This window comes from Pseudomonas sp. DF5 (assembly GCF_058148225.1).
Genome location: NZ_JBYVYM010000033.1, coordinates 25641 through 48729 on the forward strand (window position 1 = coordinate 25641; position 23089 = coordinate 48729).

General features: G+C 58.8%; 22 protein-coding genes and 1 tRNA gene. 18 read left to right on the forward strand and 5 right to left on the reverse strand.

The features are described 5' to 3' along the window. The first annotated feature begins 40 nt into the window (after nucleotides 1-40). The 3 genes from AC30D7_RS25080 to AC30D7_RS25090 all read left to right on the forward strand — a co-directional run bounded on the left by AC30D7_RS25080 (nucleotide 41) and on the right by AC30D7_RS25090 (nucleotide 1460). Entirely contained in the window at nucleotides 41-517 is a 477-nt protein-coding gene (locus AC30D7_RS25080) for a YchJ family protein (RefSeq protein WP_490135910.1), read from the forward strand. A gap of 239 nt (nucleotides 518-756) precedes the next feature. Next, entirely contained in the window at nucleotides 757-1245 is a 489-nt protein-coding gene (locus AC30D7_RS25085; protein ID WP_490135882.1) for an LEA/WHy family protein, read from the forward strand. 5 nt (nucleotides 1246-1250) lie between these two features. Beyond that, on the forward strand, nucleotides 1251-1460 hold the full coding sequence (locus tag AC30D7_RS25090) for an SEC-C metal-binding domain-containing protein (protein WP_007906737.1): 210 nt from the start codon (nucleotides 1251-1253) through the stop codon (nucleotides 1458-1460). Nucleotides 1461-1653: 193 nt separating this feature from the next. On the opposite strand, the gene AC30D7_RS25095 is transcribed toward AC30D7_RS25090, so the two are convergent. Next, on the reverse strand, nucleotides 1654-2211 hold the full coding sequence (locus AC30D7_RS25095) for a cysteine hydrolase family protein (protein WP_490135883.1): 558 nt from the start codon (nucleotides 2209-2211) through the stop codon (nucleotides 1654-1656). A 201-nt stretch (nucleotides 2212-2412) separates the two neighbouring features. Between AC30D7_RS25095 and AC30D7_RS25100 the strand changes: the two genes are divergently transcribed. The 8 genes from AC30D7_RS25100 (at nucleotide 2413) to AC30D7_RS25135 (ending at nucleotide 12318) form a co-directional block, all read left to right on the forward strand. Continuing rightward, the gene (locus AC30D7_RS25100) at nucleotides 2413-4863 is read left to right on the forward strand and encodes a penicillin acylase family protein (protein ID WP_490135884.1); all 2451 of its coding nucleotides are present in this window, start codon (nucleotides 2413-2415) and stop codon (nucleotides 4861-4863) included. Between the two features lie 249 nt (nucleotides 4864-5112). After that, a complete protein-coding gene (locus tag AC30D7_RS25105) occupies nucleotides 5113-6144 on the forward strand; it encodes a ligase-associated DNA damage response exonuclease (RefSeq protein ID WP_490135885.1) in 1032 nt (343 codons plus the stop codon). Next, nucleotides 6141-7817: an ATP-dependent DNA ligase gene (locus tag AC30D7_RS25110; protein WP_490135886.1), complete on the forward strand. Its 1677-nt coding sequence runs from the start codon at nucleotides 6141-6143 to the stop codon at nucleotides 7815-7817. Before AC30D7_RS25105 ends, AC30D7_RS25110 begins: the two co-directional genes overlap by 4 nt. A 317-nt stretch (nucleotides 7818-8134) precedes the next feature. Then, complete coding sequence (locus AC30D7_RS25115; RefSeq protein ID WP_018926930.1) at nucleotides 8135-8917, forward strand: transporter substrate-binding domain-containing protein; 783 nt, start codon at nucleotides 8135-8137, stop codon at nucleotides 8915-8917. Nucleotides 8918-8973: 56 nt separating this feature from the next. After that, on the forward strand, nucleotides 8974-9702 hold the full coding sequence (locus AC30D7_RS25120) for an ABC transporter permease (RefSeq protein ID WP_490135887.1): 729 nt from the start codon (nucleotides 8974-8976) through the stop codon (nucleotides 9700-9702). Further along, nucleotides 9699-10409 carry an ABC transporter permease gene (locus AC30D7_RS25125; protein ID WP_204125325.1) on the forward strand — a complete coding sequence of 237 codons (711 nt, stop codon included), beginning with the start codon at nucleotides 9699-9701 and terminating at the stop codon, nucleotides 10407-10409. Before AC30D7_RS25120 ends, AC30D7_RS25125 begins: the two co-directional genes overlap by 4 nt. A 12-nt stretch (nucleotides 10410-10421) precedes the next feature. Then, nucleotides 10422-11540 carry a succinylglutamate desuccinylase/aspartoacylase family protein gene (locus AC30D7_RS25130; protein ID WP_490135888.1) on the forward strand — a complete coding sequence of 373 codons (1119 nt, stop codon included), beginning with the start codon at nucleotides 10422-10424 and terminating at the stop codon, nucleotides 11538-11540. Nucleotides 11541-11553: 13 nt separating this feature from the next. Then, complete coding sequence (locus tag AC30D7_RS25135) at nucleotides 11554-12318, forward strand: ABC transporter ATP-binding protein (protein ID WP_490135889.1); 765 nt, start codon at nucleotides 11554-11556, stop codon at nucleotides 12316-12318. A gap of 52 nt (nucleotides 12319-12370) precedes the next feature. Here the strand turns inward: AC30D7_RS25135 and AC30D7_RS25140 are convergent, their stop codons facing one another. Together AC30D7_RS25140 and dcd are read right to left on the reverse strand one after the other, a co-directional pair. After that, complete coding sequence (locus AC30D7_RS25140) at nucleotides 12371-12580, reverse strand: hypothetical protein (protein ID WP_019580966.1); 210 nt, start codon at nucleotides 12578-12580, stop codon at nucleotides 12371-12373. A 107-nt stretch (nucleotides 12581-12687) separates the two neighbouring features. Then, nucleotides 12688-13254: a dCTP deaminase gene (gene dcd, locus AC30D7_RS25145; protein WP_007940589.1), complete on the reverse strand. Its 567-nt coding sequence runs from the start codon at nucleotides 13252-13254 to the stop codon at nucleotides 12688-12690. 353 nt (nucleotides 13255-13607) lie between these two features. Here dcd and AC30D7_RS25150 point away from each other — a divergent pair, with 353 nt between their 5' ends. Continuing rightward, nucleotides 13608-13817: a cold-shock protein gene (locus AC30D7_RS25150; protein ID WP_002554837.1), complete on the forward strand. Its 210-nt coding sequence runs from the start codon at nucleotides 13608-13610 to the stop codon at nucleotides 13815-13817. A 131-nt stretch (nucleotides 13818-13948) separates the two neighbouring features. Continuing rightward, the gene (locus AC30D7_RS25155; RefSeq protein WP_490135890.1) at nucleotides 13949-15382 is read left to right on the forward strand and encodes a toxin-antitoxin system YwqK family antitoxin; all 1434 of its coding nucleotides are present in this window, start codon (nucleotides 13949-13951) and stop codon (nucleotides 15380-15382) included. A gap of 31 nt (nucleotides 15383-15413) precedes the next feature. Here the strand turns inward: AC30D7_RS25155 and AC30D7_RS25160 are convergent, their stop codons facing one another. Further along, nucleotides 15414-16421 carry a DUF481 domain-containing protein gene (locus tag AC30D7_RS25160; RefSeq protein ID WP_490135891.1) on the reverse strand — a complete coding sequence of 336 codons (1008 nt, stop codon included), beginning with the start codon at nucleotides 16419-16421 and terminating at the stop codon, nucleotides 15414-15416. A 166-nt stretch (nucleotides 16422-16587) separates the two neighbouring features. Here AC30D7_RS25160 and AC30D7_RS25165 point away from each other — a divergent pair, with 166 nt between their 5' ends. From AC30D7_RS25165 to AC30D7_RS25180, 4 genes are all read left to right on the forward strand, one after another. Continuing rightward, a complete protein-coding gene (locus AC30D7_RS25165) occupies nucleotides 16588-16941 on the forward strand; it encodes an MGMT family protein (RefSeq protein WP_018926938.1) in 354 nt (117 codons plus the stop codon). A gap of 44 nt (nucleotides 16942-16985) precedes the next feature. Then, a complete protein-coding gene (locus AC30D7_RS25170) occupies nucleotides 16986-18554 on the forward strand; it encodes an AmpG family muropeptide MFS transporter (RefSeq protein ID WP_490135892.1) in 1569 nt (522 codons plus the stop codon). Between the two features lie 135 nt (nucleotides 18555-18689). Continuing rightward, a complete protein-coding gene (locus AC30D7_RS25175) occupies nucleotides 18690-20405 on the forward strand; it encodes a proline--tRNA ligase (RefSeq protein ID WP_490135893.1) in 1716 nt (571 codons plus the stop codon). Between the two features lie 17 nt (nucleotides 20406-20422). After that, complete coding sequence (locus AC30D7_RS25180; RefSeq protein WP_490135894.1) at nucleotides 20423-21376, forward strand: hypothetical protein; 954 nt, start codon at nucleotides 20423-20425, stop codon at nucleotides 21374-21376. A gap of 129 nt (nucleotides 21377-21505) precedes the next feature. On the opposite strand, the gene dinB is transcribed toward AC30D7_RS25180, so the two are convergent. After that, complete coding sequence (gene dinB, locus AC30D7_RS25185; RefSeq protein WP_019647857.1) at nucleotides 21506-22567, reverse strand: DNA polymerase IV; 1062 nt, start codon at nucleotides 22565-22567, stop codon at nucleotides 21506-21508. Between the two features lie 301 nt (nucleotides 22568-22868). Between dinB and AC30D7_RS25190 the strand changes: the two genes are divergently transcribed. Continuing rightward, nucleotides 22869-22945, forward strand: a tRNA-Met gene (locus AC30D7_RS25190). Nucleotides 22946-23089 lie beyond the last annotated feature (144 nt).

A 23089-nucleotide genomic window follows, 5' to 3' on the forward strand; every position in this document is an offset into this window, starting at 1 on the left:
AGATAAAACACATTTAACTGTTAGCAAGGCTCCAGAAGCGATTAGTACATCTATTTGCCCTTGTGGCAGCGGCACACTGCTCGATGCCTGCTGCGGCCATTACCATGCCGGCCATCCGGCCCCCAGCGCCGAAGTCCTGATGCGTTCGCGCTACAGCGCCTATGTGCTGGGGCTGGTCGACTATCTGGTGGCGACCACCCTGCCCGCGCAACAGGCCGGCCTGGATCGCCAGTCGATCAGCGACTGGAGCGCCCAAAGCACCTGGCTTGGCCTGGAGGTGGAGAGCGCCGAGGTCTTCGGCGGTCAGCCGGAGCATGCCTTCGTCACCTTTACTGCTCGCTGGCACGACGGCGGCGGTGAACACAGCCATCGCGAACGTTCGTCATTCGTGCAGAACGCCGGCCGCTGGTACTTCATCGACCCTACGGTGCCACTCAAGGCCGGGCGCAACGATGCATGCCCGTGCGCCAGCGGGCAGAAGTTCAAGAAGTGCTGCGCGAGTTATTTCGGCGCTTGAGGTGCCCCCTGTAGCAGCTGCCGAAGGCTGCGTTCGCTGTAGCAGCTGTCGAGCCTTGGCGAGGCTGCGTTCGGCGGCGCAGCAGTCGTGAATCCGGCTGACGCGGTGTGCCTGATGCACCGCAAGTTCTGGTTTGACGACTGCTGCGCAGTCGAACGCAGCCTCGCAGGCTCGACAGCTGCTACAGCTGCTACAGCGAACGCAGGCTCGGCAGCGGCTACAAAGGGAGAAACACGACCATGACCAACGGACGACTCGCGCTCTATCTGTTCACTTTGCTGCTTCTGTTTTCAGGACTCAGCGGCTGCGCTTCATGGTTCAGCAACGACTTGCCAGACCCACAAGTGCATCTGGTCAAGGTCGAGGTGGTCCGGGCCAAACTTCTGGAACAGAAATTCCTGCTGCATTTTCGCGTCGACAATCCCAATGACGAAGACCTGACGGTGCGCGCCCTGGAATATCGCATTCACTTGGGCGACATATTGCTGGCCGAAGGCGAGCACGAACATTGGTTCACTGTCGGCCCCAAGCACAGCACCTATTTCAAGGTGCCGATCCGCACCAACCTGTGGCCCAAAGTCCGGGATCTGGTGAAACTGCTGAAAAAACCCGATCAACCGATTCCCTATCGTCTGGAAGGTGAACTGAAAACCGGAATATTCATCCCGCACTACGTGCACCTGGCGCGCAATGGCGTGATAATCGCCGCCGATTTAATTCCGGAGTGACCCCGATGACCCAGCAACCTCACGTCCATGGCCCTGACTGCAACCACGATCATGACCATCACGACCACCATGATCACGACCATGGCCATGTCCACGGTCCGAACTGCGGCCACGCTCACCAGGAACCGGTGCGCAACGCCCTGAAAGACGTCGGCCGCAATGACCCTTGCCCATGCGGCAACGGCAAGAAATTCAAGAAGTGCCACGGGGCTTGATGCTTCGGGCGGATAACTTCTTCGCCTGTTGAATCGCAAATCCCTGTAGGAGCGAGGCTTGCCCGCGAAAAGGGCGCCACGATCAATCAGAAAAACCGCGTCATCGTTCTTCGCGGGCAAGCCTCGCTCCTACAAGTTGATCTGCACCCCAAAAGTTGGACACCAATCCTAATTTTGGGGTCAGTTCAAGGTTTCAGTCGTTCATGAGGATGTTTGCGGCGCTGACGACCGTCGCATATTCCCCATGCAGATTCCCCAGCGACATCGCATGCACTTCTTCAGCTGAATGGGCATTACCGAAAAAGTCCGCCTTGTCGAAGGTAAAGCACGCATCCTCCACAACCCACGCCTCAAACCCCAGATTCCCAGCCGTTCGTGCCGTGGACTCCACCGAGTTGTGAGTCGCCACGCCAACGATGATCAACTGATCGATCCCCGCCTCGCGCAAACGCGCCTCCAGCCCCGTCGAACAAAACGCATCCGGCACTTGTTTCTGTATCAGCCACTCACCGATCGATGGCTGGAAGCGCTCCTGAAACTCCACCCCCGATTGCTGCGGCCAGAACACCGAATCCACAGAGCGGGACAGGTGCTGCACATGAATCACCGGCCGCCCGGTACGACGCCAGAGCCCCAGCAATTCCAGAATGCGCTCTTCGGCCTGAGGGTTGTTTCGACGCCCCAACCTGGGATGCAGGATGCCTTTTTGTTGATCGATGATGATCAGCGCCGTATTTGTCTTAAGCTCCATGCCGACTTTTCCCATGCGAGGTCATTGAATTTGCCGCACTTCAGCATCGCCTCTTGCTACTGGCAAGCCATCAAACGCAAACAGGATGACCTGATGCCGGCGATCACCGAAAAGAAATAACCCAGCCGCCGCTTGCGCGTCCACCTCCTGCTCACTAACGTAGCGCCTTTGTCGCGTCACTACCCCCGCAGGAGCTTTGCCATGGCCTCGCCAGCCCTTACACATTTTCTTCCCCGGTTCGGCGTTGCCGCAGCAGTGGCCGGTGTTTTGAGCCTGACCGGTTGTCAGACCTGGAACGCCCAGGACACCCTCCCGCCCACCTCCGGCGTGCAACCGCTCAAGGGCTTGGCGCAAAACGTTTCGGTTCGCCGCAACGCCATGGGCATGCCGCTGATCGAGAGCAACAGCTTCCACGATGCGCTGTTCACCCTCGGCTACGTGCACGCCAGCGACCGCATCAGCCAAATGGTCACTCTGCGCCTGCTAGCCCAGGGCCGTCTGGCGGAGATGTCCGGCGCGGACCTGCTCGATGCCGACCGCTACATGCGTGCGGTCAATCTGAAGAAGAGCGCGGATGAGCTGTATAAGGCCTCGTCGCCACGCCTCAAGCGTTTCTTCGAAGTCTATGCCCGCGGGGTCAACGCCTACCTGTTCCGCTACCGCGACAAGCTGCCGGCGGACCTCGCGGCCACCGGCTACAAGCCTGAGTACTGGAAACCGGAAGATTCGGCACTGATGTTCTGCCTGCTGAACTTCAGCCAGTCGGCGAACCTGCCGGAAGAAATTTCCTCGCTGATGCTGGCTCAAACGGTCAGCACCGACAAACTGGCGTGGCTGACACCTTCAGCCCCGGATGAAAAACTGCCGGTGGCTGAAGCGGACAAACTTCAGGGCATCAAACTCAGCGGGCAAATCCCGGGGCTGAATGAAATCAGCAAGGCCATGGGCCAACTGTCGGATCTGAATCTGCTGGGCGCCACCTCTTCGAACAACTGGGCGATCGCCCCGCAACGCAGCCGCAGCGGCAAGAGCCTGCTGGCCAGCGACAGTCATGGACCGCTGGGCGTCCCGTCGTTGTTCAGTTACGTGCAGATTCGCGCACCGAAATACCAGGCCTCCGGCGTAACCATTGCCGGGTTGCCGATGGTGCTCGGTGGTTTCAACGGCAAAGTGGCGTGGAGCATGACCACGGTCATGGGCGACAACCAGGACGTGTTCCTGGAAAAAATCAAACGCCAGGGCAATGGTCTTTCCTACGAAGTGGGCGGCAAATGGCAGCCGGCGATCGTGCGCAACGAAACCTATTTCGTCAAAGGCCAGCGGCCGATTCGCGAAGCGGTGTACGAAACTCGCCATGGGCCACTGCTCAACAGCGCCCAGGGCACGGCACTGGCGAATGGTTTCGGCCTGGCCCTGCAGGCGCCGGACTTCACCGATGACAAAACCCTGGACGCCTTTTTCGACCTGTCCCGGGCGCAGAGTACCGAGAGAGCGTCGGACGCTAGCCGTGAAATCCGCGCCATCGCCCTGAATCTGGTGTTTGCCGATGCCAGCAATATCGGCTGGCAAGTCACCGGTCGCTACCCGAACCGTCGCGAAGGCGAAGGCTTGCTGCCGTCGCCAGGCTGGGAAGGTCGCTACGACTGGGACGGTTACGCCGACCCGATGCTCCATCCATATGACCAGGACCCGGCGCAGGGCTGGCTCGGCACCGCCAACCAGCGGGTCATTCCCCATGGCTACGGCATGCAGCTGTCCAATTCCTGGGCGGCGCCGGAGCGTGGCGAACGCATGGCCGAACTGGCGGGCGCGGGCAAACACGACACCCGCAGCCTGATCGCCATGCAATACGACCAGACCACCACCTTCGCCGCCAAGCTGAAGAAGATGTTTGAAGCGCCGGGCATGGCCCAGCCACTCAAGCAGGCCATCGAAGCGTTGCCGGTGGCCGATCGCGGCAAGGCTCGCGAGGCATATACCCGCTTGATGGCCTTCGACGGCAAACTCAGCCCGACTTCCGCCGACGCAACGATTTACGAGTTGTTCCTGCAGGAAAGTACCAAACAGATTTTCCTCGACGAACTGGGCCCGGAAAGCGGCCCGGCATGGAAAGCCTTTATCGCCAACGGCAAGTTGTCTTATGCCGCTCAGGCCGATCACCTGCTTGGGCGTGAGGACAGTCCGTTCTGGGATGACGTGCGCACTGCACAGAAAGAAGACAAACCGGCGATCCTCGCCCGGAGCCTGGCAGCTGCGATCAGCGCGGGCGACAGCCAGTTGGGCGGTGATCACAAAGCCTGGCAGTGGGGCAAGCTGCACCGCTACGAGTGGAAAAACGCCAGCGGCCAGACCGTGCGCGGTCCACTGGCGGCCGGCGGCGATCACACCACACTCAACACTGCCTCATTCGCCTGGGGTCAGGACTTCAACACCACACAGGCCCCGGCCATGCGCTTTATCGTCGACTTCGGCCAGGCCGAACCGCTGATGGGCCAGAACGCTACCGGTCAATCCGGCAACCCGGCCAGCCCGCACTATCTGGACAGCGTCGATCCATGGCTCAAAGGGCAATACATGAGCCTGCCGATGCAGCCGCAGAACTTTGACAAGGTGTATGGCAAGACGCGGTTGACCTTGACGCCTGGCAAGTAATTCCCTCCTCGCGATTGCGGCCTCTCGTTCGTTTTTACAGCGAACCGGACACCGTCATCGCGAGCAGGCTCGCTCCCACAAATTGGCCGGACCAGGCGCAAATTTTGTGCATGACACCTACTAAATGTGGGAGCGAACCTGCTCGCGAAAGCGGCCGGATTAACGCCTTCATTTCTCCTTGAAAATAAATAGAACTTCTCGTCTCGCGCGAACCTCCTAGCTAACAGGCCTCTCCATTCTGGTAACAATATGGACCTTGTTATCGCGCGTCCCGAAGGTTTGTACTGCCCGCCCGGGGATTTTTATATCGACCCGTGGCACCCGGTCGAGCGTTCGGTCATCACCCACGCCCACGGCGATCATGCTCGCCGTGGCAATCAACACTATCTGGCTGCGGCGCCGGGTGCGGGCGTTCTGCGCGCGCAGCTGGGCCAGGGCATCAACCTGCAAACGCTGCCCTATGGCGAGCATTTGCTGCACCATGGCGTAAAACTGAGTTTTCACCCCGCAGGCCACGTGCTCGGCTCAGCCCAGGTGCGGCTGGAATACGGCGGCGAGGTCTGGGTCGCCTCAGGTGATTACAAAACAGAGCCCGACGGCACCTGTGCACCCTTCGAACCGGTGCGCTGTCACACCTTCATCACAGAATCGACGTTCGGCCTGCCGATTTACCGCTGGCAACCCCAGGCGCAGATCCTTGCCGAGATCAATCAGTGGTGGCAGGCAAACGCCGCAGTCGGCAAAACCAGCGTGCTGCTCTGCCATGCCTTCGGCAAGGCTCAGCGGATTCTTCATGGCATCGATGCCAGCCTGGGCCCCATCCTGGTGCATGGTGCGATTGAACCGCTCAATCAGCTTTATCGCCAGAGCGGTATTTATTTACCGCCAACGATTTATGCCGGCGAAGTAAAAAAGCACGATCCGTTGATGCGCAAAGCTCTGGTCCTCGCGCCACCTGCAACTGGCACCAGCAATTGGGTACGGCGCTTCGGCGACTACAGCGATGCCCTCGCCAATGGTTGGATGCGTTTGCGCGACACGCGACGGCGGCACAGCGTGGATCGTGGTTTCGCGCTGTCCGATCACGCCGATTGGCCCGGCCTGCTCTGGGCTATCGAGCAGTCCGGAGCCGAGCGGGTGAAGGTCACCCATGGATCGATCGGAGTGCTGGTGCGGCATCTGCGCGAAAAGGGCCTCGATGCCATGGGATTCAGCACCAAATTCGGCGACGACGAGAACAACGCAACCTTTGAATCCGAGAGCGCCGAGGTGCAGGCATGAAAGCCTTCGCCGAGCTGTATGCCGAACTCGATGCCGCCACCTCAAGCAACGCCAAACTCGCGGCGATGCAGCACTATTTCGCCCAGGCCACGCCCGAAGATGCCGCCTGGGCGGTGTACTTGCTAGCCGGCGGGCGGACTCGGCAATGGGTGCCGGTACGGGTGGTGCGCGACATTGCAATCACATGCTCCGGGCTCTCGCCCTGGTTATTCGAGGAAAGCTACCAGGTGGTTGGTGATCTGGCTGAAACCATTTCGCTGGTGCTGCCAGAAACGCCTCACACGTCTACCGACAGACTGACGGTGTGGATTGAAAACAAACTGCTGCCGCTGCGCAGCGCGCCCCCGCGAGCCCTCGCCGAACGCCTGCCTGCGCTGTGGGCGCAACTGAATCGCCAGAGCCTGATGCTGTGCATCAAACTGATCACCGGCAGTTTCCGTGTCGGTGTCTCAAAATCGCTGGTCATCCGCGCCGTGGCAGCCATGGCTGGGCTCGACAGCAAACGAGTAGCCCAGCGGCTGGAGGGTTACACCGCCCTGTCGCACCGCCCGAACGCCGCCAGTTACCTGAAGCTGATTGCCCCCGAAGCACCCGATGAACACGCCCAACGAGGTGGCCAGCCCTACCCGTTTTTCCTTGCCCATGCGTTGTCGCAATCGGTTGAGCAGTTCGAAGCCCTGCTCGGCCCCGCCAGCCAATGGCAGGTGGAGTGGAAATGGGACGGCATCCGCGCCCAAGTGGTCAAGCGCGATGGGTGCTTGTGGGTCTGGTCACGAGGCGACGAACTGGTGACCGAACGTTTCCCAGAACTGGGCAGCCTGGTTCACGATTTGCCCGACGGCACGGTGATCGACGGTGAAATCGTCGCCTGGAAAACCGCGCCCTCGGGCTCTGGGAACGCTTCGCCAACATCGCCGGCTGTGCAGCCTTACGCCCTGCTGCAAAAACGCAGCAGCCGTAACACGCTGGACAAGAAAATCCTCAATGAGGTGCCCGTGGTCCTCCAGGCCTTTGACCTTCTGGAATGGCAGGGCCAGGATTTGCGGAACCAGACTCAGGCCGTGCGCCGCGCTCAGTTGGAACACCTGGTCACCACCTGCGCAAACCCGGTGTTACTTGCCTCGCCCTTATTGATCGGCGAAGACTGGTTCGACCTCGCCCGCCAACGGGACGCCTCTCGTCAACTGAGGGTCGAAGGCATGATGCTCAAGGCCCGCGACGCGCAGTATGGCGTCGGGCGAAACAAAGACATGGGTGTGTGGTGGAAATGGAAAGTCGACCCGTTCTGCGTCGATGCAGTGCTGATCCATGCTCAGCAGGGTCATGGCCGCCAGGCCAGTCTCTACACTGATTACACCTTCGCCGTGTGGGACGGCCCACCCTCTGCCCGGGAACGAACACTGGTGCCTTTTGCCAAAGCCTATTCCGGCTTGACCAACGAAGAAATCCGCCAGATAGACAGCATCGTACGCGAGACCATGGTGGAAAAATCCGGACCGGTGATCCGTGTAAAACCGAGCCTGGTGTTTGAACTGGGATTCGAGAGCATTGCACCGTCGAAACGACAGCCAAGCGGAATTGCGGTGCGGTTTCCGCGGATGTTGCGCTGGCGGCAGGACAAGTCGGTGGAGGAAGCTGACAGCCTGGCGACGTTGCAGGATTTACTGGCCTGACCTGACGCGAATCCCGTAGGAGCAAGGCTTGCCCGCGAAGAACGATGACACGTAATACCTGAAAAACCGCAGTGCATTCTTCGCGGGCAAGCCTCGCTCCTACAAGTTCTGCGCCAGCACTGCGCACCATTCAGGTGCGGAGATCTGGCGATGCCCGTTTTCGTGCACAAATCCCGCTTTACCATTTCCTGAACCATCTTTTAAAACGCTTGTTCGGGACTCTGGTTCGGAAATTGCTACTTTTAATAGGTCTTACGCTTTTCAGTAACAGTACTTCTGCGCCACAAGCGCTCATATTGGTTCTTAGGGATTGAATAATGAAAAAAGCATTGCTGACCCTTTCTGCACTGGCGTTGTGCATGGCTGCCGGCTCCGCGCTGGCAAAGGAATACAAGGAATTGCGTTTTGGTGTTGACCCTTCCTACGCGCCGTTCGAGTCCAAGGCAGCCGATGGCAGCCTGGTAGGCTTCGACATTGACCTGGGCAATGCGATCTGCGCCGAGCTGAAGGTCAAGTGCAAATGGGTCGAAAGCGATTTCGACGGCATGATTCCAGGCCTCAAGGCCAATAAATTCGACGGTGTAATCTCTTCGATGACCGTCACGCCGGCTCGCGAAAAAGTCATCGACTTCTCCAGTGAGCTGTTCTCCGGCCCTACCGCCTACGTGTTCAAGAAAGGCTCCGGCCTGACCACGGACGTCGCCACGCTGAAGGGTAAAACCGTCGGTTACGAGCAAGGCACCATTCAGGAAGCCTATGCCAAAGCCGTGCTGGACAAGGCTGGTGTGAAAACCCAGGCCTACGCCAACCAGGATCAGGTGTATTCCGACCTGACTTCCGGCCGTCTCGACGCCGCCATCCAGGACATGCTGCAAGCCGAACTGGGCTTCCTGAAGTCGCCAAAAGGCGCCGATTACGAAGTCAGCAAGCCTGTCGACAGCGAATTGCTGCCAGCCAAAACTGCTGTCGGTATCTCGAAAGGTAACAAAGACCTCAAGGCACTTCTGGATAAAGGTATCAAAGCGTTACACGACGATGGCACCTACGCCACCATTCAGAAGAAACACTTTGGCGATCTGAATCTGTACAGCGGCAAATAATGCCCGGCGCCCATCTTGCGATGGGCGCTTTTTTCACCCGATCAGGTTGCTGATTTATGTTTGAAAACCTATTACAAAACCTGGGGCTCTCAGCCTTCAGCCTTCAGGGCTTCGGTCCGTTGCTGTTGGAAGGCACCTGGATGACTATCAAATTATCGGTGTTGTCGCTGTTGGTGGCCGTATTGCTCGGCCTGCTGGGCGCCAGTGCCAAGCTGTCAAAAGTCAAACTGCTGCGGGTGCCGGCGCAGATCTACACCACGCTGATTCGCGGGGTACCGGACCTGGTGCTGATGCTGCTGATCTTCTACAGCCTGCAAACCTGGCTGACCTCATTTACCGATTTCATGGAATGGGAATACATCGAGATCAACCCGTTCAGCGCCGGGGTCATCACCCTGGGCTTCATTTATGGCGCGTACTTCACCGAAACCTTCCGCGGGGCGATCCTCGCCGTGCCACGGGGCCAGGTCGAAGCCGCCACTGCCTACGGTCTAAAACGCGGACAGCGCTTTCGTTTCGTGGTGTTCCCGCAAATGATGCGCTTCGCCCTGCCGGGCATCGGCAACAACTGGATGGTGATGCTCAAGGCCACCGCGCTGGTCTCGATCATCGGCCTCGCCGACCTGGTCAAGGCTGCGCAGGACGCCGGTAAAAGCACCTATCAACTGTTCTACTTCCTGGTGCTGGCTGCATTGATCTACTTGCTGATCACCAGCGCCTCCAACGTTGTCCTGCGCTGGCTCGAACGCCGCTACGCCGCCGGTGCCCGGGAGACCGTACGATGATCGAACTCTTGCAGGAATACTGGAAACCCTTCCTTTATACCGACGGCTACAACATCACCGGCCTGGCCATGACCATGTGGCTGCTCAGTGCGTCGATCTTCATCGGCTTTCTGGTGTCGATCCCGCTGTCCATTGCCCGGGTTTCCCCCAAGCTCTACCTGCGCTGGCCGGTGCAGTTCTACACCTATCTGTTTCGGGGTACGCCGCTCTATATTCAGCTGCTGATCTGTTACACCGGCATCTACAGCCTGGCGGCCGTGCGCGCGCAGCCCGTCCTTGATGCGTTCTTTCGCGATGCGATGAACTGCACGATCCTGGCCTTTGCCCTGAACACCTGCGCCTACACCACGGAAATCTTCGCCGGGGCGATTCGCAGCATGGCTCACGGCGAAGTCGAGGCGGCCAAGGCTTACGGTCTGTCAGGCTGGAAGCTCTATGCCTACATCATCATGCCGTCGGCGCTGCGTCGCTCGTTGCCTTATTACAGCAACGAAGTGATCCTGATGCTCCATTCGACCACCGTGGCGTTCACCGCGACCATCCCGGATGTCCTGAAAGTCGCTCGCGACGCCAACTCGGCGACCTTCCTGACGTTCCAGTCATTCGGTATCGCCGCGCTGATCTATCTGACCGTTACCTTTGCGCTGGTCGGCCTGTTCCGTCTCGCCGAACGCCGATGGCTGGCCTTCCTCGGGCCGACTCACTAGGACAATTCGTACATGCGCCACCAGATTCATGACCTGCTGGCCCCGCTGCCGGGGACCGTGCGACAGATCCACAGCTTCCACTTCGGCCCCCAGGCGGCCAAAGGCAAGATCTACATCCAGTCCTCCCTGCATGCCGACGAACTGCCCGGCATGCTGGTGGCCTGGCACCTCAAACAGCGTCTGGCGGAGCTGGAAGCCGCCGGCCGGCTGCGCAGCGAAATCGTGCTGGTGCCCGTGGCCAACCCGGTCGGCCTGGAACAAGTGTTGATGGACGTTCCATTGGGCCGCTACGAGCTGGAAAGCGGGCAGAACTTCAATCGCTGGTTCATCGATTTGAGTGAAGAGGTCGGCAATGAGATCGAAGGCCTGCTGGGCGACGATCCGCAACGCAACCTCGAACTGATCCGCAGCAGTCTGCGCGACGCATTGGCGCGCCATACTGCTGGCACGCAACTGCAATCCCAACGCCTGACCCTGCAACGACTGGCTTGCGACGCAGACATGGTGCTGGACCTGCATTGCGATTTCGAAGCCGTGGCGCACCTCTACACCACGCCTGAAGCCTGGCCTCAGGTCGAACCGCTGGCGCGCTACATCGGTGCCGAAGCCAGCCTGTTGGCCACCGACTCTGGCGGCCAGTCGTTCGATGAATGCTTCACCCTGCTCTGGTGGCAGTTGAAAGAACGCTTCGGCGAGCATTTCGATATTCCGCTGGGCAGCTTTTCGGTGACCGTCGAATTGCGCGGCCAGGGCGATGTCAATCACCCACTGGCCAGCCTCGATTGCCAGGCACTGATCGATTATCTGATTCACTTCGGCGCGATTGCCGGTGAGCCGGCTCCCTTACCGGAACTGCCCTACCCGGCCACGCCGCTGGCCGGTGTCGAACCGGTGGCGACACCCGTGGGCGGACTGCTGGTGTTCACGGCCCTGTCCGGGGAATACCTGGAGGCCGGGCAACTGATCGCCGAAGTCATCGACCCGATCAATGATCGCGTCACCCCAGTTCATTGCACCGTCGCCGGACTGATGTACGCCCGTTCGCTACGGCGCATGGCCACTGCCGGCATGGTAATCGCCCACGTCGCGGGTACTGAAGCCTATCGCAGCGGCTATCTACTTTCGCCTTGAGGATGCATGCCCCATGTACAAACTGACCATCGAAGGCCTGCATAAAAGCTATGGCGATCATCAGGTGCTCAAAGGCGTTTCGCTCAAGGCCAAAACCGGCGACGTCATCAGCCTGATCGGCGCCAGCGGCTCGGGCAAGAGCACCTTTTTACGCTGCATCAATTTTCTCGAACAACCCAACGACGGCACCATGAGCCTGGACGGCCAGAACATCCGCATGGCCAAGGACCGTCACGGCATCCATGTGGCCGACCCCGATGAGCTCCAACGGATCCGCACCCGCCTGGCCATGGTGTTCCAGCACTTCAACCTGTGGAGCCACATGACGGTGCTGGAAAACATCACCATGGCCCCGCGGCGGGTGCTCGGTTGCAGCAAGGCAGAAGCCGAGGACCGTGCCCGACGTTACCTCGACAAGGTTGGCCTGGCGCCGCGTGTGGCGGATCAGTACCCGGCTTTTCTGTCGGGCGGTCAGCAACAACGGGTAGCCATCGCCCGCGCACTGGCCATGGAACCGGAAGTGATGCTGTTCGACGAACCGACCTCGGCACTCGACCCGGAACTGGTCGGCGAAGTGCTCAAGGTGATCCAGGGCCTGGCCGAAGAAGGCCGGACCATGATCATGGTGACCCACGAAATGAGCTTCGCCCGCAAAGTGTCGAGCCAGGTGCTGTTCCTGCATCAGGGGCTGGTGGAAGAAGAAGGCGCGCCGGAAGACGTGCTGGGCAATCCGCAGAGTGAGCGGTTGAAGCAGTTCCTGAGCGGCAACCTCAAGTAAAACGCCACCTTCCCGTGGGAGCGAGCGATGCTCGCTCCCTCAAAAGCGGGTATCAGACCACAGGCGCAGGAGGCGGTTCATCCGGCAGGGTGGGCTCTCCGGGCTCTGTCGGATCTTCATTGGGGGTGTCGGGATCAGGCTGATGGGGGATGCCCCCTGCCATGCTGACTGGCGGATGCGCCAACAAGGACCAGGCCAGCACGCCAACCTGATTGGGCTCGAGCCTTGCCAGTTCGGCACTTATTCGCGGATCGATCTTCATGAAGCACTCCTGAGCGATGGCCCGATCCGCCTTGCGCGAATCGGAGCAGTACACCCCATAGAGTGTACGCCCGCCCAGGAATTCCAACGGTTTGTCAGACGGTTGACTCAGGTACGCGGCAGGGTCACGCCACGCTGGCCCTGATACTTGCCGCCACGGTCCTTGTAGGACACTTCACATTCCTCGTCGGACTCGAGGAACAGCATCTGCGCCACGCCTTCGTTGGCGTAGATCTTCGCCGGCAGGTTGGTGGTGTTCGAGAACTCCAGGGTCACATGGCCTTCCCACTCGGGCTCGAGCGGGGTCACGTTGACGATGATGCCGCAGCGGGCGTAGGTGCTCTTGCCCAGACAGATGGTCAATACGTTGCGCGGAATGCGGAAGTATTCGACGGTACTGGCCAAGGCGAAGGAGTTTGGCGGGATGATGCACACGTCGCTGTGGATGTCGACGAAACTGCCAGCGTCGAAGTTTTTCGGATCGACGATGGCCGAATTGATGTTGGTGAACACCTTGAAATGATTGGTGCAACGCACATCGTACCCGTAGCTCGACACACCGTAGGAGATCACACGACTGTCGTCACTGCCGCGCATCTGACGTTCCACGAAGGGCTCGATCATGCCGTGCTCTTGCGCCATGCGGCGAATCCACTTGTCCGATTTGATGCTCATGGCGGGTGTCCTGAATAGCGAGGTGGAAAAATTCTGTCCGGCATCTTACCGGGCAGCGCTCCGGGTTCAAAGTCCGGGAGACAATTCTCGCCGATCCCCCGTGAATTCCGGGGCCTTACCGCCTTACGATGCACCGTCAGTCATTAAAAAAGAGAAACCTTCGCAAGAATCATTGGCACGTTCCGGAAAAAGGGTTAAGGTGGCGCCACTGTGCTGCTTGTGTCACTGAGAATCTCTACACGATATGTTGAATTTCGATCCAACCATCTACAAGAATTTTTCCTGCTCTTTGCACTCAGTCTCGGCCAGGGTTCTTCCTGAGTCGCAGTTATCTTTGTTCAAGGAGTTACACCATGTCTAATCGCCAAACCGGTACCGTTAAGTGGTTCAACGATGAAAAAGGCTTCGGCTTCATCACTCCACAATCCGGTGACGACCTGTTCGTTCACTTCAAAGCTATCCAATCCGACGGCTTCAAAAGCCTGAAAGAAGGCCAACAGGTTTCTTTCATCGCTACCCGCGGTCAGAAAGGCATGCAAGCTGAAGAAGTTCAAGTTATCTAACTTGTACTTGCTTTAGTAAAAAGCCCCGCCCTTAAAAGCGGGGCTTTTTTGTGGGCGTCTGTTTTCCCCTTACGCCGACCATCTGTCATCTATATGATTCGCCGCCTGGAAAATCACATGGAAGCAGCAGGATGCAATTCAAGCAATGGAAGTCGCTGGGCGCAGCACTGATCACACTCACTCTCTCCTTCGCGACTCACGCCAATACCCCCCACTCCGATCATCCGACAATCATTATCGGCATGAACCCTAACGCAACGTATATCGGCAAAGACCCGGAAATACAGGGCGCTCAGCAGGCCCAGCTGAGAGCCGCGGCATTGCTGACCCTCTCCACGGCACATGCCTGCGGCAGCAATGAGGTCTACCTCACACCCGCATCGGTGGGCGTTCCCAATGAATCGTTTGGCAGGCTCCTCGACGAAGTGCAGCAACTGATCGACGATGAAACCCCACTGCTGCTGACGCTTTCTGAGTGCGACGGAAAACGGGCCTTTTTCGAAAAGGTGCGCGCCTGCACGCCAGAAGAGTGCAGCGCACTGACAGCATCACTGGTGGACGGCAAGCTGTATCTGGACGAGCAATACGCACCAACAACAAAGGGTCAGGCTTCTTATTTCTTGCCGATGCCGTTGACCTACGACAGCAAGCGCAAGGCCTGGCATGCCAAAGTCTTTTACATCGAATCGGGCACCGTACGCCGCGACTACTTCGTCGACGCCAAGGATTTCGTTTCAGGCAAGCCCGTGATTGAGTCGAAAACTTACTACCCGGACGCAAAGATCGGCCAAACCATCAAGTACGACATGAAGGGCCTGCGTCAGGGTGAAATGCTGACCTACTCGGACAGCGGCATTGTCACCAAACGCACCCATTACTTGAACGATGAGCTGGAAGGCTGGGAAACCACCTACCACGATAACGGCAAAAAATCAGAGTCCTATAACTGGCATTCGGGTCGGCGGGTTGACGGTGAATACCTGGAATATGACGAAAACGGCGCATTGATCGGCCGCGTCAGCTATCGCAACGATGTACCGGACGGCCCGATTTTCGGTTATTACCCCGATGGCAAGATCAAGTCACGCGGTCAGTTTGTCGACGGCAAAAAGGTTGGCCCAAGCCCCTCTTACTACCCGGACGGCACGCTACAAAGCAGCGGGGACTACGTCGACAACAAACCCCTGGGCTGGCATATCGATTACCACCCCAACGGAAAGGTGAAACAGAAGATCTTCAACGACGAACAAAACGTGCAGCGTAGTTACGCAACGTGGACTGACCAGGGCGTGCAAACCGTGCAATGGCAGTGGGATGAACAACACCGCGAACAGGGCGACTTCAAAGAGTGGTATGGCACCGGCCAACTCAAGGATCACAAGATCTACAAAGATGGCAAACTTGAGGGTACCGCCCTCACCTGGTACGAAAGTGGCCAGATGAATTCGTCGGTGGAATACAAGGCCGGCCTTGAGCAGGGAGTCAGCCGCTTCTGGGCGCCGGACGGTAAAGCGACCATGGAATGTCACTACGACGCTGGTGTCCGCCAAGGCGAATGCACATAACCCAAGGCATAAACCGAGGACAAGACCCGACTTACCAGGCCACGCCAAACCCTGCGGTGTATCGGGTCTTGCTCAGATCAGCCTTCTCGCTGCCGCTGATGATGTCTCTTTCGGCCTTCAGGTTCAGCGACGCCCAATCGGTGACCTTGTAGCGCAGGCCGACTTCGGCATCGAGGGCATAATCGGCCACGTCCGACAAAGGCTTGCCCACTTCACCGCTGGTGAAGAACTCAACCTTCTTGCCAACCAGATAACGGTTGTAGTTCCACTTCATGGCCAGGGAATAGAAGTTTTCCTTGCTGCCATTGGAATACTCGTAATCAGTGTTGTTCAGGAGGGAGCCCAAGGAGAAGGCGCCCAGCTCGTTATCCCAGAATTGATAACCGGGGCCGGTACCGACGGTGCGTTGCCGGGACAGCTCTTCGACCTTGTCGCGCTTGTAATTCAAACGGCCTTGCCAGAACCAGTTATCGGTAAGGAATCGGTCGAGAGAATACTCGGCACGCCAGTTGTCAGTGGTCACCACGTCATCCTGGAACTCGCGGTTGTACTCGCCTTCCGCCGTATGACGCCACCGACCATGACGCGCACTGGTTTTGAAGCCGACATCATAATCATCGGTATCCTTTTCGGCCCGCCGATAATCCAGTGCCATGTCGACATTACCCTTCCACACCAAATCTTCGACCACCGGCTTGGGCTTGAGCATCTGCTGAATACTGGCCAACTCCACAGTCTTGGGACCATCGCCGTTAGCCAGAGTGACTTTGCCGTCCTCGGCCGCGTGCAGCGACTTGGCCTTCTCGCCAGTGTAGGCATCTTGCTTGACCAGCATTTGCTGATCGCTTTCCAGGGTTTTGACCTCTTTCCAGTCAATCGGGACCGCCCCGGCATATTGGGTCTGGATCAACAGCTTGCCGCCATCGAAGAGCGTAATCTTGCCGCTGAGCTTGTCGCCGTTCTTCAACCAGACCGTATCGGCGAGCAAGGGAGTGGAAGTACTGACGACAGCGAGGCACAGCAAGGTTCTGGACAACATAAGCGAATCAAAAGCTCAACTTTGCGAAGAAAAGTCGGCATCATTCCTGGAAATAAGGCCCTGGCAAGGACTGACCCGACTATTTCTATTGAGTTCATTTCTCAACTGACAATCCAGGATTTACTCTACAGACGGTCAATGCGCATTTTTTTCAGGAAACCCGGACGTGACCGACTCAACCGCTGAAACCGAAAGCGCGGCGCAAATCCGACGCACGGCGCTCTACCTGACCCTGGCACAAGTGCCCGAGGGCAAAGTCGTGAGTTACGGTCAGCTCGCAGAACTGGCGGGACTGGGTCGCGCCGCCCGCTGGGTCGGGCGAACATTGAGCCAACTGCCCGGCGATACTAAATTGCCCTGGCACCGCGTACTGGGTGCCGGTGGTCGGATCAGCCTGCCCGCAGGCAGCCCTTCGGGGGATGAACAGCGGGCCCGATTGCGCATGGAAGGCATCAGCGTTCTGAACAATCGTGTTGATATTCAGCGCCATGGCTGGCGCCCGGTAGAGCACAGCGGTTAGAGTGCGCGCTTTGTTTCCGTAATTCTTGAGGCAGACTTCAGCCCATGCCCCGTAAAACCTGGCGCGCCGCGCTCGCCGCCTATGCCAGCCCCTCGACGCTCGTGCTGTTGCTGCTTGGTTTCGCCGCCGGCTTGCCCTACATGCTGGTGTTTTCGACGCTTTCAGTCTGGCTGCGCGAGGCCGGTGTTGCTCGCGAAACCATCGGCTATGCAAGCCTGATCGGCCTGGCCTACGCCTTTAAATGGGTCTGGTCCCCGCTGCTCGACCAATGGCGCCTGCCACTGCTCGGCAAGCTTGGTCGCCGACGCTCCTGGCTGGTGCTTGCCCAGGCTCTGGTGATCCTCGGCCTGATCGGCATGGGGTTCTGCGACCCGCAGAAACACCTGTCCTGGCTGATCGCCATCGCTGTGGTCGTCGCCTTCGCCTCGGCGACGCAAGACATCGCCGTTGATGCCTATCGCCTGGAAATCGTCGACGACACCCGCCAGGCCGCGCTGGCGGCCAGCTACATGGCCGGTTATCGGGTCGCGGCCCTGTTGGCAACGGCGGGCGCACTGTTTTTTGCCGAAGGTTTCGGCTCCACCGGTTTCAACTACAAACATGCGGCGTGGACTGGCACCTACCTACTGTTCGGCATCTTGATGATACCGGCGCTGCTGACCTCCCTCTTCATGCGCGAACCGCCGGTGCCCCTGCGTACTCAGCTTCAGGCAGGACGCTACAGCTTCGTGCACCAATTGGCGTCAGTGTTCGTGCTGATCGTACTGCTGGTGTCCGTCCCGGCCATGTTCACCCAGCTCTACAACACTGACTTCGCCAGCGTACTGTTCAATGGCGTCAGCCTGCTCGATCTGTTACTCGAAGACCGCGCCTTCCTGCGCGCAATCCTCTATACCACGCTCACTGCCCTGTGTTTGTCGGCCATTGGCCGCCGCGGCCTGGCGCCGGTGCTGACGCCGGTCAACGACTTCATTCTGCGTTACCGCTGGCAAGCCCTGTTGCTACTCGGGCTGATCGCCACCTACCGGATGTCCGATACGGTCATGGGTGTCATGGCTAACGTGTTCTACATCGACCAAGGGTTCACCAAAGATCAGATCGCCAGTGTCAGCAAGGTTTTCGGCCTGATCATGACGTTGGTCGGCGCCGGCATGGGCGGCTTGCTGATCGTGCGCTTCGGCATTCTGCCCATTCTGTTCATCGGTGGTGCCGCCTCGGCGGCCACTAACCTGCTGTTCCTGATGCTCACCGACATGGGCGCCAATCTGCAGATGCTGATCGTCACCATTTCCCTGGACAACTTCAGTTCGGGCCTGGCGACTTCGGCGTTCGTCGCCTACCTGTCGAGTCTGACCAACCTCAAATTCTCCGCGACCCAGTACGCCCTGCTCAGCTCGATCATGCTCTTGTTGCCACGCCTGATCGGCGGCTACTCCGGAGTCATGGTGGAAAAGTTCGGCTACCACAACTTCTTCCTGATCACCGCTCTGCTGGGTGTTCCGACGCTGCTATTGATCGCCCTGCACTGGTTCCAGGAAAACCGCCGCGCCGGTCCGACTCCGACACCTGAACCGGCTCAGACCCCGGTCACGGAAGAATCGCAGCCTCTTTGATGTAGGAAGCATCGCAGAGGGCGAGCGGATTATCGCCCTCCAGCCACACAGCCGGCCGCACGCCTGTACGCCAGCAGATCTCGCCCGTACAATGCCCCATCACTTCTCGTTATCAGCAACCGACAACGGCCAACCATGCGCACCAGTCAATTTTTGCTCGCCACACAGAAAGAAACGCCTTCCGACGCGGTCGTCATCAGCCATCAGCTGATGCTGCGCGCCGGCATGATCCGCAAACTCGCCTCGGGCCTGTACACCTGGCTGCCGATGGGCTTGCGAGTGATGCGCAAGGTCGAAGCCATCGTGCGTGAAGAAATGAACGCCGCCGGTTCTCTCGAAGTGTTGATGCCGAGCACTCAACCGGCTGAGCTGTGGCAGGAATCGGGTCGCTGGGAGGAATACGGCCCTGAATTGCTGCGCTTCAAGGATCGCCACGGTCGCGACTTCTGTGCCGGCCCGACTCACGAAGAGGTCATTACCGACCTGATGCGCAACGAGTTGAGCAGCTACAAACAGCTGCCGATCAACCTGTATCAGATCCAGACCAAATTCCGCGACGAAATCCGCCCACGCTTCGGTTTGATGCGCGGCCGCGAATTCATCATGAAGGATGCCTACTCGTTCCACGCCGACCAGGCATCGCTGCAGGTCACCTATGACCGCATGCACCAGGCGTACTGCAACGTCTTCACCCGCCTGGGCCTGAAATTCCGTCCGGTTGAAGCTGACAACGGCTCGATCGGTGGCGCCGGTTCCCACGAGTTCCACGTGCTGGCCGAGTCCGGCGAAGACGACATCGTCTTCAGCAACGGCTCCGACTACGCCGCGAACATCGAGAAAGCTGAAGCCGTACCACGGGAAACCTCTCGCGCCGCGCCAACTGAAGAGCTGCGCCTGGTCGACACGCCGAACGCCAAGACCATTGCGCAACTGGTCGAAGGCTTCGACCTGCCGATCGAAAAAACCATCAAGACCCTGGTGGTGCACGCAGAAGAGAAAGGCAAGCTGATTGCCCTGATCATCCGTGGCGACCACGAGCTGAACGAAATCAAGGCCGCCAACCAGCCTGGCGTTGCCAGCCCGCTGGTCATGGCTTCCGAAGCCGAACTGCGCGATGCCATTGGCGCCGGCGCCGGCTCCCTCGGCCCGCTGAACCTGCCGCTGCCGATCATCATCGACCGTTCGGTCGAGCTGATGAGCGACTTCGGCATCGGTGCCAACATCGACGACAAGCACTACTTCGGCGTGAACTGGGAGCGCGACCTGCCGGTTCCGACCGTCGCCGACCTGCGCAACGTCGTGGCCGGTGACCCAAGCCCTGACGGCAAAGGCACCCTGGAAATCAAGCGCGGCATTGAAGTCGGGCACATCTTCCAGCTGGGCAACAAGTACAGCAAGGCGATGAAGTGCGAAGTGCTGGGCGAGAACGGCAAACCAGTGACCCTGGAAATGGGTTGCTACGGCATTGGCGTGTCCCGCGTGGTGGCCGCTGCCATCGAACAGAACAACGATGAGAACGGGATCATCTGGAGCGACGCCCTCGCTCCGTTCCAGATTGCTCTGGTGCCGCTGCGCTACGAGACTGAACAGGTCCGCGAAGCCACTGACAAGCTCTATGCAGAACTGACTGCGGCCGGCTTCGACGTGTTGCTGGACGACCGTGACAAGAAAACCAGCCCGGGCATCAAGTTCGCGGACATGGAGCTGATCGGCATTCCACACCGGATCGTGGTCAGTGACCGCGGCCTCGCCGACGGCAATCTGGAATACAAGAGCCGTACCGAAGCCGAGGCGCAAGCGCTGCCAGTCGCTGACGTGCTGTCTTTCCTCCAGGCCCGTATCCGCCGCTGACACCAGATAGAGACGTCATGTTCAAGCGAAACACCTTAGGCCTCGGTGGTGCCGCCCTGTGCGGCACCCTGCTGGTCAGCGGCTGTGCCAATCACATGTCACAACGCAGCGAGCACGAAGAGCGGGTCGAGCGTAAATTGCTCGATCACAGCCTGCAGATCGATGTCGGCGAGCCCAAAGTGCTGGAGCTGCCGCAACGTCGGGTGAAAATCCACGAGCAGAAGACCTTCGAAGTCACCGAGTTCGAAGTCACACGCCACTATGATCGCTATACGCCTTACCAACCCTGGAGGGAGATCTATGAGATCCCGCTGGGCGCGGTGGCCGTGGTGGCAGGTGTCGGTGCGAACGTGGTCAACGTGTTCGCCCTCGGCAATCTGCCGGACAGCGTGACGAAGGACTGGCTCAGCTATGGTTTTGCCGGGCTCAACCCGTTCATGAACGTGCAGTCTCACGGCCGGGCGCAGCAAAACCTGGCGGGCATCGACGAAGTCCAGCGTGACAAGCGCACGGAATACTCGAGCCTGCCCTGGAGCGAGCGTCCGGTGCAGGTCAAGGCTGGCAAGGACACGTTCGAGCTGAGCACCGACCGCAACGGTGTGTTGCGCCTGAACCTGCTGGACAGCCCGTTCGCCGAACATGACCTCAATCATCTGGGCAAACTGCAGATCAGTGTCGAGGACAACAAGGACGACGTGCACACTGACTCGTCCCTGGCCATCAGCAGCAACTTGCGCGGCAAGCTGCTCGAAGCCCATGAGCTGATTTACGACGACCTCGAAGACGACGAAGTGAGCCAGTGGGTGCACCGGGTCAAACGGCTGTCGGAACTGGGCCTGGAAGAAGAAGCCAGCGAACTGGAACAGAGCCTGATCGAACTGACCCGCAACGATCCCGAGTTGCAGGCTGAGTTCCTCAAGTCACTGACCAAGGATGCCGGGCGACTGGTGGCGGATCCGGGGCCAAATTAAGGCTTAATAGCATCGCGAGCAGGCTCGCTCCCACAGGGGATTTGAGGTGTTCACAAATTATGTGCTCACCAACAACCCTCAAGTGGGAGCGAGCCTGCTCGCGATGAGGCCTTTGCATCCACTGAAAAACTACCGTTCAAACAACTCCAATTGCTCAAACCCGCCCCGCAAATCCTCCAGCCTCACCCCAATCCCCAACAACCGCACCGGTTTCCCACCGCGATTGAAGGCCTGGGTCAGCAGCAACTGATAACTTCCCAGATCCCGCCCTGCCCCGGCCTGCTCCAACGTAGTCTGGGTAAAATCGTGGAATTTCACTTTGACGAACGGTTTGCCCGGACGATAGCTGCTGTCGATCCGCGCCATGCGGCCATTCAGGGACTCCAGCAGCTCAGGCAATTTATCCAGACAACTCACCAGATCCGGCAGGTCCACGTCGTAGGTATTTTCGACACTGATCGACTGTCGGCGACTGTCGTTGTGCACCAACCGCTCATCGATCCCACGTGCCAGACTCCAGAGTCGCTCGCCGAAGCTGCCGAACTCACGTACCAACGCCAATTTGTTCCATTCGCGTAATTGCGCGCAATCGACAATGCCGAGCTTGCCCAGCTTGTCGGCAGTCACTTTGCCAACACCGTGCAACTTGCTCACCGGCAAGCCGCTGACAAAGTCGTCCACTTGATCGGGTGTGATCACGAACAAGCCGTTGGGCTTCTTCCAGTCACTGGCGATCTTGGCGAGGAACTTGTTCGGCGCCACGCCGGCCGATACGGTGATATGCAACTGGTTGGACACCCGGCGGCGAATGTCCTGGGCGATTCTCGTGGCGCTGCCGCCAAAATGCGCACTGTCCGACACGTCGAGGTAAGCCTCATCCAAAGACAGTGGTTCGATCAGGTCGGTGTAGTCGCGAAAGATCGTATGTATTTCCTTCGACGCTTCTCTATAGGCCTCCATGCGCGGCTTGACGATGGTCAGGTCCGGACACAGTTTCAAGGCATGTCCGGAAGACATGGCCGAGCGCACGCCATACGCCCGCGCTTCATAGTTACAGGTAGCAATCACCCCACGCCGATCCGCCGAGCCGCCCACCGCCAAAGGCTTACCAGCCAGGCGCGGGTCGTCACGCATCTCGATGGCGGCGTAGAAGCAGTCACAATCGACGTGGATGATTTTTCGCTGCGTCATATAAAAGCGGTGTTCATGGCAAAGAAATGAAGTATTGGCGTGTTGTACCGGCAGTATCTCACTGACACCTGTATATAGCACCAGTAGTCTGAATCTTCTTTTCAAGCGGTAGGAAAAGTACCGGAGGAATTTATTTTCTCAATCGAAAGCCACCCACCGATAGAGCCGAAAGCCTTGCCCTGCCTGCGTTTCAGCCCGATCTTCGGCCCTTGGTTTCACCTAAGCGATTGAACAGGAACAGGTTTTACCGAGATTGAAGGTTGACAGCCTGGCGATCCTCTGTAGAATGCCGACACACAGACGCGGGATGGAGCAGTCTGGTAGCTCGTCGGGCTCATAACCCGAAGGTCGTCGGTTCAAATCCGGCTCCCGCAACCAAACATCGAAAAAGGCTACTCGAAAGAGTGGCCTTTTTTGTGCGCGCCTGTTTTATAAAAAATCAGCGCCTCATGGTTTACCGAGCAGAAACGAGAAATCGTTCTGATTCCGAAACTTAGCGTCCCCAAGCGACCGTTCGCCGCT

Bases quoted from the DNA above. Each gene is read 5' to 3' on its own strand.
- AC30D7_RS25085 (WP_490135882.1), top strand. From the start codon at position 757: ATGACCAACGGACGACTCGCGCTCTATCTGTTCACTTTGCTGCTTCTG.
- AC30D7_RS25090 (WP_007906737.1), top strand. From the start codon at position 1,251: ATGACCCAGCAACCTCACGTCCATGGCCCTGACTGCAACCACGATCAT.
- AC30D7_RS25095 (WP_490135883.1), bottom strand. From the start codon at position 2,211: ATGGAGCTTAAGACAAATACGGCGCTGATCATCATCGATCAACAAAAA.
- AC30D7_RS25100 (WP_490135884.1), top strand. From the start codon at position 2,413: ATGGCCTCGCCAGCCCTTACACATTTTCTTCCCCGGTTCGGCGTTGCC.
- AC30D7_RS25105 (WP_490135885.1), top strand. From the start codon at position 5,113: ATGGACCTTGTTATCGCGCGTCCCGAAGGTTTGTACTGCCCGCCCGGG.
- AC30D7_RS25110 (WP_490135886.1), top strand. From the start codon at position 6,141: ATGAAAGCCTTCGCCGAGCTGTATGCCGAACTCGATGCCGCCACCTCA.
- AC30D7_RS25115 (WP_018926930.1), top strand. From the start codon at position 8,135: ATGAAAAAAGCATTGCTGACCCTTTCTGCACTGGCGTTGTGCATGGCT.
- AC30D7_RS25120 (WP_490135887.1), top strand. From the start codon at position 8,974: ATGTTTGAAAACCTATTACAAAACCTGGGGCTCTCAGCCTTCAGCCTT.
- AC30D7_RS25125 (WP_204125325.1), top strand. From the start codon at position 9,699: ATGATCGAACTCTTGCAGGAATACTGGAAACCCTTCCTTTATACCGAC.
- AC30D7_RS25130 (WP_490135888.1), top strand. From the start codon at position 10,422: ATGCGCCACCAGATTCATGACCTGCTGGCCCCGCTGCCGGGGACCGTG.
- AC30D7_RS25135 (WP_490135889.1), top strand. From the start codon at position 11,554: ATGTACAAACTGACCATCGAAGGCCTGCATAAAAGCTATGGCGATCAT.
- AC30D7_RS25140 (WP_019580966.1), bottom strand. From the start codon at position 12,580: ATGAAGATCGATCCGCGAATAAGTGCCGAACTGGCAAGGCTCGAGCCC.
- dcd (WP_007940589.1), bottom strand. From the start codon at position 13,254: ATGAGCATCAAATCGGACAAGTGGATTCGCCGCATGGCGCAAGAGCAC.
- AC30D7_RS25150 (WP_002554837.1), top strand. From the start codon at position 13,608: ATGTCTAATCGCCAAACCGGTACCGTTAAGTGGTTCAACGATGAAAAA.
- AC30D7_RS25155 (WP_490135890.1), top strand. From the start codon at position 13,949: ATGCAATTCAAGCAATGGAAGTCGCTGGGCGCAGCACTGATCACACTC.
- AC30D7_RS25160 (WP_490135891.1), bottom strand. From the start codon at position 16,421: ATGTTGTCCAGAACCTTGCTGTGCCTCGCTGTCGTCAGTACTTCCACT.
- AC30D7_RS25170 (WP_490135892.1), top strand. From the start codon at position 16,986: ATGCCCCGTAAAACCTGGCGCGCCGCGCTCGCCGCCTATGCCAGCCCC.
- AC30D7_RS25175 (WP_490135893.1), top strand. From the start codon at position 18,690: ATGCGCACCAGTCAATTTTTGCTCGCCACACAGAAAGAAACGCCTTCC.
- AC30D7_RS25180 (WP_490135894.1), top strand. From the start codon at position 20,423: ATGTTCAAGCGAAACACCTTAGGCCTCGGTGGTGCCGCCCTGTGCGGC.
- dinB (WP_019647857.1), bottom strand. From the start codon at position 22,567: ATGACGCAGCGAAAAATCATCCACGTCGATTGTGACTGCTTCTACGCC.